Source organism: Herbaspirillum sp. BH-1 (genome assembly GCF_002870055.1).
GTDB classification, from domain to species: Bacteria; Pseudomonadota; Gammaproteobacteria; order Burkholderiales; family Burkholderiaceae_D; genus Herbaspirillum; species Herbaspirillum frisingense.
Window position 1 is genome coordinate 1 of sequence record NZ_PKOI01000007.1, and the last position, 16833, is coordinate 16833.

The window sequence follows — 16833 nt, forward strand, 5'->3', positions numbered from 1 at the left end:
GCCGTGAAATCGCGCATCCGCAAGATCTATGATCGGCATAAAGGCAGGTATGGCTACCGCCGTGTTACGGACACGCTCAAGCAGGCCGGCCAACTGATCAATCACAAGACGGTGCAGCGCCTGATGAGCCAATTGGGCTTGAAGTCGGTGGTGAGGCCGAAGAAATACAGGTCGTATCGCGGCCCTGGGCACGCACAGGTCGAGAACTTGCTTCAAAGAAAATTCAAGGCAGAGCGGTTCGGAGAGAAGTGGGTAACGGATGTCACTGAATTCAAAGTCGGTGGAGAGAAGCTCTATCTGTCGCCTGTCATGGACTTGTACAACGGCGAGATCGTGTCGTATCAGACGAGTCGTTCACCCCAGTTCCAGATGGTCGACGGCATGCTCAAGAAGGCCATCTCGACCTTGAAAGGGCCACATCGCCCCATGCTGCACTCGGATCAGGGATGGCAATATCAGATGCACGCTTACCGGCGCACCTTGGCCGAAAACGGCATTACGCAGAGCATGTCGCGCAGAGGGAATTGCCTGGATAATGCGGCCATGGAAAGCTTCTTCGGCACGCTCAAGTCGGAGTGTTTTTACCTGACTCGCTTCTCCAGCATCGAGCAGTTACAGATCGAGTTACGCAAGTACATGCACTACTACAACCACCACCGCATCAAGAGCAAATTAAAAGGACTGAGCCCTGTGCAATACAGAACTCAGTCCTTGAGGCCTTAACCGGCTATTGACCGTCCAACTTTATGGGGTCAGTTCAATGTCCGAAAACATGGGGTTTCTTCTTGCGGCTCTATACCAGAGTGGACTTCTCTTTTCTCAGCATTGCTGAGAAATATTAATTCACCCACTTGCGCGCATTACGGAACATGCGCATCCACGGCGAATCCTCGCCCCAGGTATCCGGGTGCCAGGACTGGGTCACGGTGCGGAACACGCGTTCGGCGTGCGGCATCAGGACCGTGAAGCGGCCGTCCGGGGTGGTCACCGAGGTGATGCCCTGGGGCGAGCCGTTCGGGTTGAACGGATAGGCTTCGGTGGCGGCGCCGCGATGGTCGACGTAGCGCATGGCGATGATGGCCTTGTCGATGTCGCCGGTCTGCGAGAAGTCGGCAAAACCTTCGCCGTGGGCGGTGGCGATCGGCGCCTGGGTGCCGGCCATGCCCTGCATGAAGATGGACGGCGAATCGGCCACTTCCACCATCACGAAACGCGCCTCGAACTGCTCGGACTTGTTGCGGGTGAACTTGGGCCAGGCTTCGGCACCCGGGATCATGGACTTCAGGTTGCTCATCATCTGGCAGCCGTTGCAGATCCCCAGCGAGAAGGTGTCCTGGCGCTGGAAGAAGCGCGAGAACTGCTCGGCCAGCTGGGCATTGAACAGGATGGTCTTGGCCCAGCCTTCGCCGGCACCCAGCACGTCACCATAGGAGAAGCCGCCGACGGCGATGAAGCCCTTGAAGTCATCCAGCTTGGCGCGGTTGGCGATCAGGTCGCTCATGTGCACGTCCACGGCGGTGAAGCCGGCCTTGTGCATGGCATAGGCGGTCTCGATGTGCGAGTTCACGCCCTGCTCGCGCAGGATGGCGACCTTGGGACGGGCAGCAGCCCCCAGCGACAGGTAGGGTGCGGCGATGTCTTCCTGCGGGTCGAAGCTCAGCTTGGGCGTCATGCCGGGGTCGGCGGCGTCCAGCAGGCGCTCGTATTCGGCATCGGCACAGGCCGGGTTGTCGCGCAGGCGGGCGATGCGCCAGCTGGTCTCGCTCCAGGTGCGGTGCAGCTCGGCACGCGGCTGGCTGTAGATGTTCTTGGCGTCGCGCATGAACTCGACCACGTCGCGGTCATTGGGCTTGCCGATGATATGGCTGCAGGCGCCCAGGTTGTAGCTGCGCAGCACGTTCATGACGTCCGACTTCTGTTCCGCCGGGACCTGGATCACGGCACCCAGTTCTTCGCTGAACAGCGCGCGCAGGGTCAGTTCATTGCGGCGCTCGGCCACTTGCGTGGTCCAGTTCTTGGAATCGCCCCAGTCGGCGGCGTGCCCGGCTTCCATGGTCAGGATATCCAGGTTGACCGAGATGCCGGTGTGGCCGGCAAAGGCCATTTCCACCAGGGTGCCGTACAGGCCGCCGTCGGAACGGTCGTGGTAGGCCAACAGGCGGTCTTCCGAATTCAGTTGCTGGATGGCGTTGAAGAAGGCCTTGAGGTCTTCGGCGCTATCCACGTCCGGGGTCTCGTTGCCGATCTGCTGCATGACTTGCGTCAGGGCCGAGGCGCCCATGCGGTTCTTGCCGCGGCCCAGGTCGATCAGGATCAGGACGGTCTCGCCCTTGTCCTTGCGCAGCTGCGGCGTGAGCACGCGGCGCACATCGGTCACCGGGGCGAACGAGGAGACGATCAGCGACACCGGCGAGGTCACCGACTTGGCGCCCTCTTCGTCGCTCCAGGTGCTGCGCATGGACAGCGAGTCCTTGCCCACGGGGATGGACACGCCCAGCGCCGGGCACAGCTCCATGCCGACGGCCTTGACGGTGTCGAACAGGGCGGCATCCTGGCCGGGCTGGCCGCAGGCTGCCATCCAGTTGGCCGACAACTTGATGTCGCCGATCTCGGCGATCGGGGCGGCGGCGATGTTGGTGATGGCTTCGCCGACAGCCATACGGCCCGAGGCCGGGGCGTCGATCACGGCCAGCGGAGTGCGCTCGCCCATGGCCATGGCCTCGCCGCGATAACCTTCCAGGCCCATGGCGGTCACGGCCACGTCAGCCACCGGCACCTGCCAGGGACCGACCATCTGGTCACGCACGGTCATGGCGCCCACGCTACGGTCACCGATGGTGATCAGGAAGGACTTGTCGGCCACGGCCGGCAGGCGCAGCACGCGCTGGGCCACTTCCACCAGGTCCATGCCGGTCAGGTCCACCGGCGGCAGTTGCTTCTCGACGTGCTGCACATCGCGGTGCATCTTGGGTGGCTTGCCCAGCAGCACGTCCATGGGCATGTCCACGGGGCTGTTGTTGTGTTCGGGGTCGATCACCTTCAACTGGCGCTCTTCGGTGGCGGTACCGACCACGGCGAAGGGCGCGCGCTCGCGCTCGCACAGGTATTTGAAGAGATCCAGGTGTTCCGGCAGGATGGCCAGCACGTAGCGTTCCTGGGACTCGTTGCTCCAGATCTCGCGCGGAGCCAGGCCGCTTTCTTCCAGCGGTACCTTGCGCAGGTCGAACAGAGCGCCGCGCTTGGCGTCGTTGGTGATTTCCGGGAAGGCGTTGGACAGGCCGCCCGCACCCACGTCGTGGATGGACTGGATGGGGTTCTCGTCACCCAGCGCCCAGCAGGCGTTGATGACTTCCTGGGCGCGACGCTCCATTTCCGGGTTGCCACGCTGGACCGAGTCGAAGTCCAGGTCGGCGGTGTTCACGCCGGTGGCCATCGAGGAGGCGGCGCCGCCGCCCATGCCGATGCGCATGCCGGGGCCACCCAGCTGGATCAGCAGGCTGCCCACCGGCAGGTCGTTCTTCCTGGTGTGTTTGGCCGAGATGTTGCCCATGCCGCCGGCGATCATGATGGGCTTGTGGTAACCCATCACCTGGCCGCCCACGTTCTGTTCGTAGGTACGGAAGTAGCCGCCCAGGTTGGGACGGCCGAATTCATTATTGAAGGCCGCGCCACCCAGCGGGCCGTCGATCATGATCTGCAGCGGCGAGGCGATGCGCTCGGGCTTGCCGTAGATACCACCCTGGGCGTGGGCGTCGCGCTCGGCAGCCGGCTGGGCCACGTCACGGGCGTTTTCCCAGGGCTGCACGGCGTGGGTCACCATCAGGTTGGAGACGGTGAAACCGGTCAGGCCGGCCTTGGGCTTGGCGCCACGGCCGGTCGCGCCTTCGTCGCGGATTTCACCGCCGGCACCGGTGGAGGCACCAGGGAACGGCGAGATCGCGGTCGGGTGGTTGTGGGTTTCCACCTTCATCAGGATGTGGGTCAGCTCTTCCGAAGCTTCGTAGACGTTGCCCTTGGTGGCGCCGCGCTGGTAGAAGCGCGAGATGCTGGCGCCCTCGATGACGGAAGAATTGTCCGAATACGCCACCACGGTGCCCTTGGGCGCCAGCTGGTGGGTGTTGCGGATCATGCCGAACAGGGACTTGTCCTGCACCTGGCCGTCGATGGTCCAGTCGGCATTGAAGATCTTGTGGCGGCAGTGCTCGCTGTTGGCCTGGGCGAACATCATCAGTTCGACATCGGTCGGATTGCGCTGCGCCTTGGTGAAGGCCGCCACCAGGTAATCGATCTCGTCATCCGACAGGGCCAGGCCCAGTTCGGTATTGGCTGCTTCCAGGGCGGCACGGCCACCGCCGATGACATCCACGCTCTCCAGCGGACGGGCCTGCAGTTCGGAGAACAGGCCGGCCGCTTCCTGCGGATCGCGCAGCACGGCCTCGGTCATGCGGTCATGCAGCAGCGCGGCCACGGCCGGCAGGCTGGCTTCGTTGAGCTTCTTGGCGCCGCCCAGCAGACCGGTCTTGACCTGTACGCGGAAGATGATGCCGCGCTCGACCCGGTGGATGTGGCTCATGCCGCAGTTGCGCACGATGTCGGTGGCCTTGCTGGCCCACGGCGAAATGGTGCCGAAACGCGGGATCACCACGAAGGCATCGCCCTCGTCGCTGCCGTTGAAGGGATCGCCGTAGGTCAGCAGGCCGTTCAGGCGTGCCTCATCCTCCTGGGTCAATGCCTGCTGAGCATCGACGAAGTGCAGGTAGCGGCCGGATACGCCGGTAATGGCGGCGTCCACTGCTTGCAATTGGGTCAAAAGGCGTTGGGTACGGAAAGCGGAAAGGGCATTGGAGCCCGGCAGGATCAGCATGGCGAGGTCGAGGCAGTTAGCTTGAATCGGGAAAACCGTCGCAGCATCGCGGCAGGGACCGGTCCACCGACACCGGCCGCACCCTCGGATGTTGCACCGCACTAGGTAAAAACGTGCAGTTTCGGGTACGGCGGACTGATGGATCGTGCGCGCGTTTGCTGGCAGAGCCGGCATTATACAGTGGACGCCGGTCCCCGTCCCAGGCAAAGCGAGCAGTTGGCTGCGCTAGCCGACGACCTCCCGGGTCTCGTCGGCTGCCCATGGGGACATCTGGGGACATCCGTGTCATCGGTCGCCCGGTGCCGTGCGTTGTCCTGGGAAGTGAGCAGATTGTCCTATGGTGATGGCCAGAATGTGGCTTTGCGGCAATATCCGAACGACAAGGAAATTTCGCGGTATCATTCGGCCCGCATCGGAAACGGCCTGCAGCCACTGCGCGATCAGGCCACGTGGCGCGGCAGGCAGCCCGCGGCACACCAGCATGCAGAACCGATGACCATGACCACAGCGGCCCGGCCGCTTCCAAGACGAACAGAGTGAACAGCACACATCGACAGATCGCCGTCATCGGCGGGGGACTTTCAGGGATTTGCAGCGCCTACTTCCTGGCCGCCAAGGGCTATCAGGTGGCCGTCATCGAGCGCCGCGCGCACGTGGCCGAGGAAGCCACCTTCGGCGACTCCGGCCTGCTGGCGCCGGGGGCCGCCATGCCCCTGACCCTGCCGGGCGCCATGGCCACCTTTGCCTGCCGTTTCCAGGATGAGCCACGGGTGCTGCTGGCTCCGGGTGCCGACTTCGGCCGGCGCCGCTGGATGCGCCAGACGCGCCAGGCCCAACAGCACGAGTTCGCCGAGAACAAGCTGCGACTGTCGCGCCTGTCGGCCTACGGCCAGGGCCTGACCCTGCAATTGCAGGCGCACCACAACATGGAGCACGAAAACGGCAACGGTGTGCTGCACCTGTTCCGCCAGCCGGCCGAGGCGGCGCGCATGCCCCACCTGCAGGAAGCCGCCCGGCAATGCGAGTTCAAGCACCAGGCCCTGGATGCGGCGGCGATCCGCACCCTGGAGCCGGCCTTTTCCTCGGAAGCCAAGCTGGCCGGCGCGCTCTACTATCCCGACGACATGGCCGGCAATTGCGTGCTGTTTGCCAAGCAGATGCGTAATGCCGCGCAGGAGCTGGGGGTGAGCTTCCATTTCGATTCCACCGTCCGGACCTTGAGCGCCGACTTCGGCGGCCGCGTGTCCTTGCTGCTGGAGTCACCCCACCTGGCCTCGCACATGCAGGTCGACGCCGTGGTGGTAGCCGCCGGCATGTCCAGCGCCCGGTTGCTGCAGCCGCTGGACACGGTGCTCCCTTTGCGGGCGCTGCAAAGCTATTCGGCGCTGGTGCCGGTCAAGAATCCGGACGATGCGCCCAGCATGGCGCTCTACGACGACAGCTACAAGGTTGCCATGACACGACTGGGCGGACGCATCCGCATCAGTGGCCTGCTGGGCTTCGTACCGCCCTCGCAGACGCTGCCGCCCAAGGCCCTGCGCAACCTGCTCAAGATCGCCGGTGACTACTACCCCAATGCCGCCAACTACAACCAGGCCCATTTCTGGAGCAATACCATGGCCCTGCTGCCGCATGGCCTGCCGGTACTGGGTCCGACGCGGCAGGGCAATGTCTTCGTCAACGTCGGTCACGGCGCCACGGGCTGGGCCGCCACGGTGGGCTCGGCACGCCTGCTGAGCGACCTGATGGCCGGCGAGGAACCGGAAATCCCGACCGACGGACTGCTGCCGCGCGATCTGCTGGGCTGACCGCGCCAGAACGAGGTTTAGCGCTTTTTAGCGCTTCATGGCGTCGTAGAAATTTTCATGCGAGCCGAGGCTCAGCAATACCACTTCCTGCGGGCTCTTCTTGTTCGGCTGCAAGCGATACGCCAGCAAGGTTTCTTGCTTGTTGATCTTGAACTTGTAGACGAATACCCCTGCCAGATCGCCCTTTTTTTCTACGCCGATGGCTGGATCGGTGGCAATCGCCATGACGGCCTGGTCAACCACCTTTTTGTCTCTCGCGTGCAGTCTCTTGACGACACGATCAAACGAGGGGGTGCCGAGAATGCTCAACACCATCACACCCCAAAGCGATATTCGGAAAGTTGGCCGGCATCAGCCTCCGCCACCGCCACCAAGGTGCTTTTGATGAACTGAACCGGCAGATCGGGATTGTCTTCGACGGCCTTGCCCAGACGCGCCCAGTATTCAATCTGCTTTGGCACAGAGCGGTGTTCAGCGGCTGCGCGAGGCTTCGCCATATCGACCAGCTCATCCGAAAGTTTCATTGCAATTGCCATGTCAGCTCCTTGATATCAGGGGTTTACCGTGCATCACTATGCAACCCTTTGCAACCTTTTGCAACCCCAGCCAAGCCATCCTCTGCAGCAAGGCATGACACAGAGTCACCCACCCCAGATCCAGCCATCAAGCCCGTTTTTTACGATGCTCTGGCCAGCGCATCAGTCACGACGACCGGGCCTCATTTGAGCGCGCCGATTTATTTCATCTGAGACGGTTCTGCGCCAAGCCCCTAATTCACTTAAAATCGACACCGTTGCGCCGGCATCCTGCCTGACGGCCGACGCAAGCTGCCCTTCGTGGCACTGCTGCGCCCTGCCTGAGCTTCACTTCATCCATCCAGCTGTCCAACGAATGCACCAGCGACCACGATCATGAGCGCGCTCCACTCCGTTGCCGAGATCCGCCAAGTCGAACAAGAGGCCCTGTCCGCCCTGCCCCCTTACACCCTGATGCAACGCGCTGGCGCCGCCATTGCCGAGCAGGCGCAGCAGTTGCTGTGCTCGGCCACGGTCTCCTCGCCGGCGGTGCTGGTGCTGGCCGGCCCCGGCAACAATGGCGGCGACGCGCTGGAGGCGGCCTGCCTGCTCGAAGAAGCGGGGATCGAAGTCAGCGTGCAGTTGCATGCCGACGAAAGCCGCCAGCCGGAAGATGCGCGGCGCGCACTGGCCCGCGTGCGCGAAGCCGAAATCCAGTTCATCGACGATCTGAGCGACACCGCCTTGCGCGCCCAGTCCTGGGCCCTGGTGATCGACGGCCTGTTCGGCATCGGCCTGACGCGCCCACCCGGTCCCAGGCTCCGACCCATCATCGACTACATCAACAGCCTGCGCTGTCCGGTGCTGTCCATCGATGTCCCCAGCGGCCTGAATGCCGATACCGGCAGCATCGTCGGCGGACGTGAGGGGCTGGCCGTGCAGGCCACCCATACCATTACCTTCATCTCCGACAAGCCAGGTCTGCACACCTGTGACGGCAGCGACCATAGCGGCCATATCGTGCTGGAACCGCTGGAGATCGACGATAGCCATTTCCCGCCAGCCCGCGCCTTCCTCAACGGACCACAATGCTTCGCCACCGCGCTCAAGCCGCGTGCCAACAACAGCCACAAGGGCAGCTATGGCGATGTCATCGTGGTGGGTGGTGCACGCGGCATGGCCGGTGCGCCGGTGCTGGCTGCGCGCACGGCGGCCTTCAGCGGTGCCGGGCGGGTCTATGTGGCCTTCGTCGACGAAGGTCCGGCCTATGACGACAAGCACCCGGAACTGATGTTCCGCCTGGCCGACCGGGTCGAGTTCGGCGCCAGCGCGGCGCTGGTGATCGGCCCCGGCATGGGTACCTCGCGCCATGCCCATGACATCCTGGCGCGCGCGCTGGACAGCGAGGCCGACATCGTCATCGATGCCGATGCCCTGAACCTGATCTCGGCCGAACCGTCCCTGCAGCACAAGCTGCACCGACGCCACCAGGCCGGTGCCGAGATCACCAGCATCATCACGCCCCACCCGCTGGAAGCGGCCCGCCTGCTCGACAGCAGCACCCAGCAGATCCAGCAGGACCGTCCGCAGGCAGCGCGCCTGCTGGCCCGCCAGTTCAACGCCATCACCGTGCTCAAGGGCGCGGGGACGGTGATCGCCTTCCCCGATGGCGAAATCCTCATCAACCCCAGCGGCAACCCGGCCCTTTCCACTGCTGGCACCGGCGACGTGCTCTCGGGCCTGTGTGGTGCGCTGCTGGCGCAAGGCTGGCCGACCCGCGCCGCCGCCCTGGCCGCCACCTGGATCCACGGCGCCGCCGCCGACCAGCTGGTGGGTGCAGGGCTGGGCCCGGTGGGGCTGACCGCAAGCGAATTCATTCCCGCCATCCGGGCGGTGTTCAACCAGATCATCCGAGACCATGTCCAGCGCCGTCCTGCCGCATCCCCGCATCGCCCCCAGCCATAAACTGGGCATCCTGTTTCTCATCGCCGGGCTGTGGACGCTGTCGCTGCTGGATACCGCCGGCAAGCTGCTGGCCCTGGCCGGCTACCACGTGGTGATGATTGCCTGGATGCGCTACACCATCAATCTGCTGTTCATGGCCGTGACCCTGGCGCCGCTGTACCAGCGCCGGCACGGGCGCAGCATCCTGCGCTCCAACCGGCTCGGCCTGCAACTGGGGCGCGGTGCGCTGCTGCTGGCGTCGACGCTGATCTTCTTTTCGGTCCTGAAGATCGTGCCGCTGGCTGAAGGGACGGCGATGAATTTCTGCGCACCCTTGATCGTGCTGGCGATCTCCCCCTGGCTGCTGGGCGAACGCAGCTATCTCTCGCGCTGGATCGCGGTGCTGGTGGGTTTTACGGGCATGTTGATCGTGATCCGCCCCAGTGGCGACATTCCGCCACACGGGGTGGCGCTGGGGCTGGTGTCGGCGCTGACGATGGCATTCATGTCCATCCTCAACCGTAAGGCCAGCCAGGCCGACAATCCCATGGTGACGTTGTTCTACGGGGCGCTGGTGGGCAGCGTGCTGTCGACGCTGATGGTGCCTTTCTTCTGGAGCGCCCATACGCCGACAGCCATCGAACTGGCGATTCTGGTCTCTACCGGCATTACCAGCACCATCGGCCACTTCCTGCAGAACACCGCCTACCGGCATACCGAAGCCTCGGTGCTGACGCCCTTCTTCTATGCCCAGATCATCTCGGCCTCGGGCATGGGCTGGCTGGTGTTCGGGCAATTCCCCGACAGCATCACGGTGCTGGGCATCGCCATCATCTGCGCCAGCGGGATCGGCATCGCCTATATCGAGCACAAGCGCGCCCATCCGCTGCCGCCGGCCGATCCGATGGAAGCGGTCTGAGCAGGTTCAGAGCAGGCGTCCGGCCGCGATGGTCAGGGTGCGCTCACAGCGCGCGGCGATGCCGTTGTCGTGGGTGACCAGCACCAGGGTGGAACCGCGTTCGCGGTTCAGTTCAAACATCAACTGGATGACCGATTCACCGGTGGCCGCATCCAGGCTGCCGGTGGGCTCGTCGGCGAACAGCAGCGGCGGTTCGGTGACGAAGGCGCGGGCCAGGGCCACGCGCTGCTGCTCGCCCCCGGAGAGGTACTTGGGATAGTGCTTCAGGCGGCTGCCCAGGCCGACCCGGCCCAGCATCTGCTCGGCCTTGGCGCGGGCCTGGCCGTCGCCACGCAGCTCCAGCGGCAGCATCACGTTTTCCAGGGCGTTCAAGTGCCCGAGCAACTGGAATGACTGGAACACGAAGCCCAGCTTGCGCTTGCGCAGCAACGCCCGGCCATCTTCATCGAGGGCGTAGATGTCTTCGCCATCGAGCCGCACGGAACCTTCGCTGGGGGTATCCAGTCCAGCCAGCAGGCCCAGCAAGGTGGACTTGCCGGAGCCGGAGGCGCCGACGATGGCCACCGTGGTACCGGCGGCCACGGTAAAATCGATGTCGCTTAAGATAGTCAAACGCCCACCGGGCGCGGCGACATCGGCAACATGTTTGGATAACTGAAGGACTTCAATGGCTGCAACGACGGCGGATTGTGCGGTATCGGTATCAGTATCGGGAAGGGAAGCAGGCATGCAGGGCAATCAGGCAAGGGGGGCCGGGAGGGGCGCGGCGCGCGCCAGCGTACTGGACTGGCTGCTGCGGCTACTGGCGGGCGTCGCCCTGGTGCTGGCGACGGCGAGCGCTTATTCTGCCCCAAAAAACCTGCTCGTGCTCGGTGACAGCCTGTCGGCCGAATATGGCCTGCAACGCGGCACCGGCTGGACCGGGCTGTTGCAGCAACGGCTGCAGCAGGACAAATCGGAACTGCGGGTGGTCAATGCCAGCATCAGCGGCGACACCACCATCGGCGGGCGCAATCGCCTGCCGGCGCTGATGGCGCAGCACGAGCCGGAAATCCTGGTGATCGAACTGGGCGCCAACGACGCGCTGCGCGGCCTGCCGCTCAAGACCAGCCAGGACAACCTGCAGGCCATGATCGACCTGGCCCGCCAACAAAAGGCCAAGGTGCTGCTGATCGGCATGCAGATTCCGCCCAATTACGGCCCGGACTACACGCGCCGTTTCGCCGCGATGTACCAGGACCTGGCCAAGGCCAACAAGGTGGCGCTGGTACCGTTCTTCTTCGAGGGCATTGCCGCCGACCTGTCGCTGTTCCAGGCTGACCGCATCCACCCCAATGAACAAGCCCAGCCCAGGCTGCTGGACAATGTCTGGCCACACCTGAAGCCGCTGCTGGGCAAGAAGTAAATCCCCCGCCCTGAAAGCCGAAGCCCCTGCCGCCGTCACTGGCGCCAGGGGCTTCGTTCATCCAGGAGAAGACCGGACAGCTACACCTCAATGGCGCGCGTACAGGTCCAGGAAACGGCGCAGCAGCCCGGTCGATTGCGGGGTTGCACTGACCTTTTCGCACAGGGCCTGGGCGTCGATGCCGCAGCCGCGGTAGATGTCGGTGTAGTAGCGCAGGTGGGCGCGCACGAACTCGGGCGAAAATTCCGGGTGGAACTGGGTCGAGTAGACGTTGTGCTTGTGCTTGATCACGTGGTGCGGGTCCATCGGCGAACGGGCCATGACGATGGCGTCCTTGGGCGGCCGCAGCACCGACTGCATGTGCAGCATGTGCGCCGGGAAGGCCTCCGGCAGCACGCCCAGCAATTCATCCTGACGGCAGCATTCCAGCGTTTCCACGTGCATGGTGCCAGCGGCCCGGCCGGCCGGGTTGTAGCCGACTTCACCGCCGAAGGCATGGGTCAGCAGCTGGTGGCCGTAGCAGATGCCGAACATCGGCGTATCCAGGTCGGCGGCGTCGCGGATCCATTCGGCGGTGCGCTCGCTCCAGTCTTCCTTGTCGGTCACCATGGCCGGCGAACCGGTGATGAAGACGGCCCGGTAGCTGCGCGGGCAGGACGGGCGCTCCCCTTCATAGACGGTGACGACTTCGATTTCGGTGTGGCACAGACCGGCGGCGCAACCTATCTGGTCGGCATAACCACCATAGTTGGTCTTGAGGGCAGGATTGGCATCGCCGGTTTGGATGATCAGGACTGGGGCAGGCATAAAAACGTGGTCGGTATTCAGGGCAAAACATGGCATCGGAAGCATTCCTTGTGGGAAATACACCGAGCGATGCCTTCGAACTTCGACTGGAGGCAGCGACAACTTTACGGCAGCCGTTTATTCCAAAAACGGCGCAAGATGGCATGCGGATGACATTATTTTCACTTCATCAGCACAATATGTGCATTTTCTTGCTGAGTGAAAACTGACCGGGACTGACCAGGATTGACAAGATCCGACCAAATCCCGAGGGACAAAAACAGAAAAAGGTCCATCCCCGAACCCTGCTCTTTTGTGCATCCCCCTCCTGTACATCCCGCATGCAGGCTGCGCCGGTGTCCATGATGAAACAAAAAAGGCCGCTGGAAAAGCGGCCTCGGTAAATATTTTAGTAAATTGTGGCAGACATGCCGACAACTCCCCTGAACTGGGCGGGGCTGCGCGCCGATTCACGATCCCGGTGCGCGCATGCCCCGTCGCGGGTCACGCCAGCTTACTTAGCGGCGTCATCCGCGCTGACTGCAGCGGCCCCCTTGAGCAGCTTGGTCTTGGCCTTCTCGCGCAGGTAGTCCAGGTAAGCCAGGGCTTCCTGTTGCGACAAGGCGGCCACGATCTGTTCCTGCTCGGCCTTGCGGCGGGCGGTGTCGACGGTCTTGGGTTGTTCCACCTTGGTGACGCGGTAGATCTGGTAACCCAGGCCCTGCGTCTCGGCGCCGACGTAGGCCGGCAGCTTGGCGGTATCGGCCTTCATGACGGCATTGAAGGCTTCCTGGGTCCAGCCGTCGGATTTCACGCGCGAGACCACCTTGGCATCGCTGAAACCGGTGGCGTCATCCTTGGCCTGCAGCTGTGCCAGGCGTTCCTGGCCGGCCTTGACCGCCAGTGCCTGTTCTTCCTGCTGCAGCACGGCCTTTTGCACATCGGCCTTGACCTCCTCGAACGGACGCTTGGCCACCGGCTTGTAGCTGGTCATGCGGCCGGCCACCAGGGTATTGGGGGCAGTCTGCACGGCTTCGGTATTGTGCTTGGCCTTGATCACGTCGTCGGTAAACAACGCCGTCAGGAACTTGGCATTGTTGTACGGCAGCGGGCCAGCGGCCGGGTTGGGCGCACGGGTCACGCCGGTGGCGGTCTGGATCTTCAGCTTGAGCTTGTCGGAGACGGCCTTGAGGCTGTCGCCGTTTTCATAGACCAGGTTGTTGAACTGGTCGGCCATTTCCGAATACTTCTTGGCGGCGATCTGCTTCTTGATCTCGGCGCCGATCTCGGCCTTGACCGATTCCAGCGGCTTGACGGCGGCCGGCTTGATGCCGGTCACTTCGATCACGTGATAGCCGAAGTCGGATTCCACCGGATCGCTGATCTCACCCTGCTTGAGGCTGAAGGCGGCATCTTCGAAGGGTTTGACCATGGCGCCCTTGGCAAAGTAGCCCAGGTCGCCACCGTTTTCAGCCGAACCGGGGTCCTGCGAGTTGGCCTTGGCCAGCTTGGCGAAGTCGCCCGGGTTCTTGCGCAGTTGCACCACCAGGCCTTCGGCCTTGGCCTTGGCAGCGGCCTTCTCGGCTGCCGGCGCGTCCTTCTTGACGGTGATCAGGATGTGGCTGGCACGACGCTGTTCTTCGGTAGCGTACTGCTTCTGGTTCTGCTCGTAGTAAGCCTTGATGTCGTCGTCGGTGACGGCAGCCTGGGCGGCCACGGCGGCAGCGTCCAGCACCACGTATTCGATGTCGGCCTGCTCCGGGGTCTCGAAGCGGGCGCCGTTCTTGTCATAGTAGGCCTTGAGCATGTCGTCGCTCACCTTGACCTGGGCGGCATAGCTGTCCGGCTTGAAGTTGAGCATCTGCACCGTGCGTTCCTGATCGTTCAGGTTCGACAGGTTCTCGGCCACGGTCCGGGGCGCGAAGGCGGTGCTCTGGATGGCGGCGTTCAACTGCTGCACGGCCATTTCACGGCGCAGGCCGGCTTCGTAGCCCTTGGGCGTCATGCCCTGGGCGGCCAGCAGCACGCGATACTGTTCATTGTCGAAGCTGCCGTCCGGCTTGGTCAGGCCGGGGATCTGCAGGATGCTCTGCTGCAGCACCTGGTCCGGCACCACCAGCTTGTTGGCCACCACTTCGGCGCCCAGGGCGCGCTGGGCGATCAGGTTGTCCAGGATGGCGCGACGCGCCTGCGGGCTATCGAAGATCTTGCTATCGAACTGGTTGCCGTACACCTGGCGCATGCGCTCCAGTTGCTGGCGGTGCGCGGCGTCCCATTCTTCCTTGGTGATGGTCTGGCCGGCCACCTTGGCCACGCCGCTGTCGTCGGTCAGGCGGCTGTAGCCCTCCAGGCCGAAGAAGGCGAACGACGGGAAGATGAACAGCAGCAGCAGGAACTGCATCAGGCGCTGGTGAGTACGAATGAAATCAAACATGAATAGCCAATCAATAAACGATCTGGTCAATGAAGGTCAGCGAGGACTGCCGCCGGGCGTCCGCGGATAATAAAAAGGGCGAACTCGCGTTCGCCCTGATCCGGCGCAGGCCCTTGGGCCCGGGACGCACAACGCACACCGTCGTGCTCGCGCGACATTATACACATGCCAATGCCCTGAGGCATCTTTGCGGCCCTGCCGCCCCCTAGCGGTCCATCTGGGCCAAGGCCACGCTGCGCAGCTGGAAACGGCCGTCATTATTGAACAGCCAACTCTCCGACAGTTCGATACGACCCTGCTTCAACAGCGCCGGTGGCGGTTTGGGAAAGGGTGCGGCCGTCTTCAGGCTGCCCAGGGCGCTGGCTTCGGCGTGCTTGTCGCGATTGCTGCGCAGGATTTCACTTTTGACCAGATTGCCATCCCCATCGACGATGTACTTGATCACGATCACCGAGCGCAGCAGCGCCTGCGGCCTTTCCACATAGACACTGGTGAAGTTGACCTGGGAAATGCGCTTGGCCAGGTCGACCTTGTAGCCATCCACGGTGGTCGCGGTAGAGGTACCGTCTTCGGTGGTCTTCTTTTGCTCGATGAGGGTGCGCGCCAGCTCGTCACGGGTTTCCTGGGTACTTTCCGGGGCCGAGCAGGCGGCCAGCATGGCCGCCACGCCCACGCCCGAGATGGCCAAGCGCCTGACCAACTGCCGGGGCGAGGTCGGCAGCCGCGCCGGCCTGGTGCATGTATTCATTCTGGTCTCCTCTCAGATGAACGATCTTGATTCACTCAATGCCGCTCGTCAATGAAGGATTGGACCGCAAATCGCCGTGCCGATTCCCTGCTCCCGGGAGTGCGGGCGGGCATCCATAGCTTCAATCTATAGCAAGGATTCTGGTCCGCTATTGCAGCAGGGGGTGTCATCCAGCAGTCATATTTTCACCGTACCATCCGCATGCCTTCCACCCCCGGCTGCGCCCCGCAACTCCGCACGGGCGCTGCGTTTGGGCAACAACGCGAGCTAGCGAGACCACTTCCGAGATGATGCACAATCCTTCTTCCGCCGCGCTGGCGCTGCCGCCCTGCCAGGACCCGCAGGAACACAGCGAGACCGGCTTCCTGACCGTGCAGGGCATCGAAAAGCGCTTCGGCGCCTTCATCGCGCTGGATCGGGTATCGCTGGAAGTGCGTCGTGGCGAGATGGTCTGCCTGCTGGGGCCGTCCGGATGCGGCAAGACCACCCTGCTGCGCACCATCGCCGGGCTGGAACGCCAGGACGCCGGCCAGCTCCACGCCGGCGGACGCGATATCTCCCACTTGCCGCCCCAGGCGCGCGATTACGGCATCCTGTTCCAGTCCTATGCCCTGTTTCCCAACCTGACGGTGGCCGATAACGTCGCCTACGGCCTCACCGGCATGAAGCGTGAGGCACGCCGGGATCGGGTCGCGGCCATGCTGGACATGGTCGGCCTGGGCGGCAGCCAGGCCAAGTATCCCGGCCAGCTCTCCGGCGGGCAGCAACAGCGTGTGGCACTGGCCCGCGCACTGGCGCCGTCGCCGTCCCTGCTGCTGCTGGACGAACCGCTGTCGGCCCTGGATGCCCAGGTGCGCGAACACCTGCAACTGGAAATCCGCCGCCTGCAAAAGCAGTTCGGCATCACCACCCTGATGGTCACCCACGATCAGGAAGAAGCCATGGTCATGGCCGACCGCATCGCCGTGATGCAGCACGGTCGCATCGAACAGTTCGGCACGCCGGCCGAGATCTACCGGCGCCCGGCCACGCCCTTCGTGGCCGACTTCATCGGCCATGCCAACTGGCTGCCCTTTACCCGCATCTCCGGCTCACAGGTCGCGGTGGGAGCGCTGCGCCTGGAAATTCAGGCCGAGGAAGCGGAACTGCCCAGCGGCCGCCTGTTCTGCCGCCCGGAATCGGTCGAACTGTTTGCCACCGACGCCACCGCCAACCGTTTCCAGGCGCGGGTGACCGACCGCATCTATCTGGGTAACCGCTACCGCCTGGCACTGGCTGCCGACGCGCTGCCCGGCCAGACCCTGCTGGCCGATGTGAGCGACCAGGCCCATGAACGCCTGGCCGCCCTGCCCGCCAACGACGGCCTATGGGTGGCCCTGCCGCGCCAGGCCCTGCAGGTGTTTGCCTGAA

14 protein-coding genes are annotated in these 16833 nt (G+C 63.9%); 7 read left to right on the forward strand and 7 right to left on the reverse strand.

Annotated features, from left to right (window positions below):
- The coding region (locus HBH1_RS11295; RefSeq protein ID WP_146012847.1) for an IS3 family transposase at positions 1 to 723 on the forward strand (723 nt) is incomplete at its 5' end.
- A gap of 115 nt (positions 724 to 838) precedes the next feature.
- On the opposite strand, the gene purL is transcribed toward HBH1_RS11295, so the two are convergent.
- The gene (gene purL, locus HBH1_RS11300) at positions 839 to 4864 is read right to left on the reverse strand and encodes a phosphoribosylformylglycinamidine synthase (protein WP_102662845.1); all 4026 of its coding nucleotides are present in this window, start codon (positions 4862 to 4864) and stop codon (positions 839 to 841) included.
- A gap of 536 nt (positions 4865 to 5400) precedes the next feature.
- Between purL and HBH1_RS11305 the strand changes: the two genes are divergently transcribed.
- On the forward strand, positions 5401 to 6672 hold the full coding sequence (locus HBH1_RS11305) for an FAD-dependent oxidoreductase (RefSeq protein ID WP_102662846.1): 1272 nt from the start codon (positions 5401 to 5403) through the stop codon (positions 6670 to 6672).
- A gap of 27 nt (positions 6673 to 6699) precedes the next feature.
- Here the strand turns inward: HBH1_RS11305 and HBH1_RS11310 are convergent, their stop codons facing one another.
- Entirely contained in the window at positions 6700 to 6987 is a 288-nt protein-coding gene (locus tag HBH1_RS11310; RefSeq protein ID WP_199181568.1) for a type II toxin-antitoxin system RelE/ParE family toxin, read from the reverse strand.
- Positions 6987 to 7208 carry a TA system antitoxin ParD family protein gene (locus tag HBH1_RS11315; RefSeq protein ID WP_039876271.1) on the reverse strand — a complete coding sequence of 74 codons (222 nt, stop codon included), beginning with the start codon at positions 7206 to 7208 and terminating at the stop codon, positions 6987 to 6989. Before HBH1_RS11315 ends, HBH1_RS11310 begins: the two co-directional genes overlap by 1 nt.
- A gap of 375 nt (positions 7209 to 7583) precedes the next feature.
- On the opposite strand from HBH1_RS11315, the gene HBH1_RS11320 reads away from it, so the two are divergent.
- Both HBH1_RS11320 and HBH1_RS11325 read left to right on the forward strand, forming a co-directional pair.
- Complete coding sequence (locus tag HBH1_RS11320; protein WP_102662847.1) at positions 7584 to 9152, forward strand: NAD(P)H-hydrate dehydratase; 1569 nt, start codon at positions 7584 to 7586, stop codon at positions 9150 to 9152.
- Positions 9106 to 10050, forward strand: a complete 945-nt coding sequence (locus tag HBH1_RS11325) for a DMT family transporter (protein WP_102662848.1) — start codon at positions 9106 to 9108, stop codon at positions 10048 to 10050. Before HBH1_RS11320 ends, HBH1_RS11325 begins: the two co-directional genes overlap by 47 nt.
- Before the next feature lie 6 nt (positions 10051 to 10056).
- Here HBH1_RS11325 and HBH1_RS11330 read toward each other — a convergent pair whose 3' ends face one another.
- Entirely contained in the window at positions 10057 to 10779 is a 723-nt protein-coding gene (locus HBH1_RS11330; RefSeq protein WP_039876274.1) for an ABC transporter ATP-binding protein, read from the reverse strand.
- Here HBH1_RS11330 and HBH1_RS11335 point away from each other — a divergent pair.
- The gene (locus HBH1_RS11335; protein WP_304441878.1) at positions 10778 to 11455 is read left to right on the forward strand and encodes an arylesterase; all 678 of its coding nucleotides are present in this window, start codon (positions 10778 to 10780) and stop codon (positions 11453 to 11455) included. The genes HBH1_RS11330 and HBH1_RS11335 overlap by 2 nt on opposite strands.
- 87 nt (positions 11456 to 11542) lie before the next feature.
- Here the strand turns inward: HBH1_RS11335 and HBH1_RS11340 are convergent, their stop codons facing one another.
- Positions 11543 to 12262, reverse strand: a complete 720-nt coding sequence (locus tag HBH1_RS11340; RefSeq protein ID WP_039876277.1) for a glutamine amidotransferase — start codon at positions 12260 to 12262, stop codon at positions 11543 to 11545.
- A gap of 29 nt (positions 12263 to 12291) precedes the next feature.
- On the opposite strand from HBH1_RS11340, the gene HBH1_RS24900 reads away from it, so the two are divergent.
- Positions 12292 to 12471, forward strand: coding sequence for a hypothetical protein (locus HBH1_RS24900; RefSeq protein ID WP_146012848.1), 180 nt, complete (start codon positions 12292 to 12294; stop codon positions 12469 to 12471).
- 284 nt (positions 12472 to 12755) lie between these two features.
- On the opposite strand, the gene HBH1_RS11345 is transcribed toward HBH1_RS24900, so the two are convergent.
- Positions 12756 to 14675, reverse strand: coding sequence for a SurA N-terminal domain-containing protein (locus HBH1_RS11345; RefSeq protein ID WP_102662849.1), 1920 nt, complete (start codon positions 14673 to 14675; stop codon positions 12756 to 12758).
- A gap of 205 nt (positions 14676 to 14880) precedes the next feature.
- Complete coding sequence (locus tag HBH1_RS11350; RefSeq protein ID WP_102662850.1) at positions 14881 to 15423, reverse strand: hypothetical protein; 543 nt, start codon at positions 15421 to 15423, stop codon at positions 14881 to 14883.
- Between the two features lie 287 nt (positions 15424 to 15710).
- On the opposite strand from HBH1_RS11350, the gene HBH1_RS11355 reads away from it, so the two are divergent.
- Entirely contained in the window at positions 15711 to 16832 is a 1122-nt protein-coding gene (locus tag HBH1_RS11355) for a putative 2-aminoethylphosphonate ABC transporter ATP-binding protein (protein WP_233207588.1), read from the forward strand.
- Position 16833: the final 1 nt, after the last annotated feature.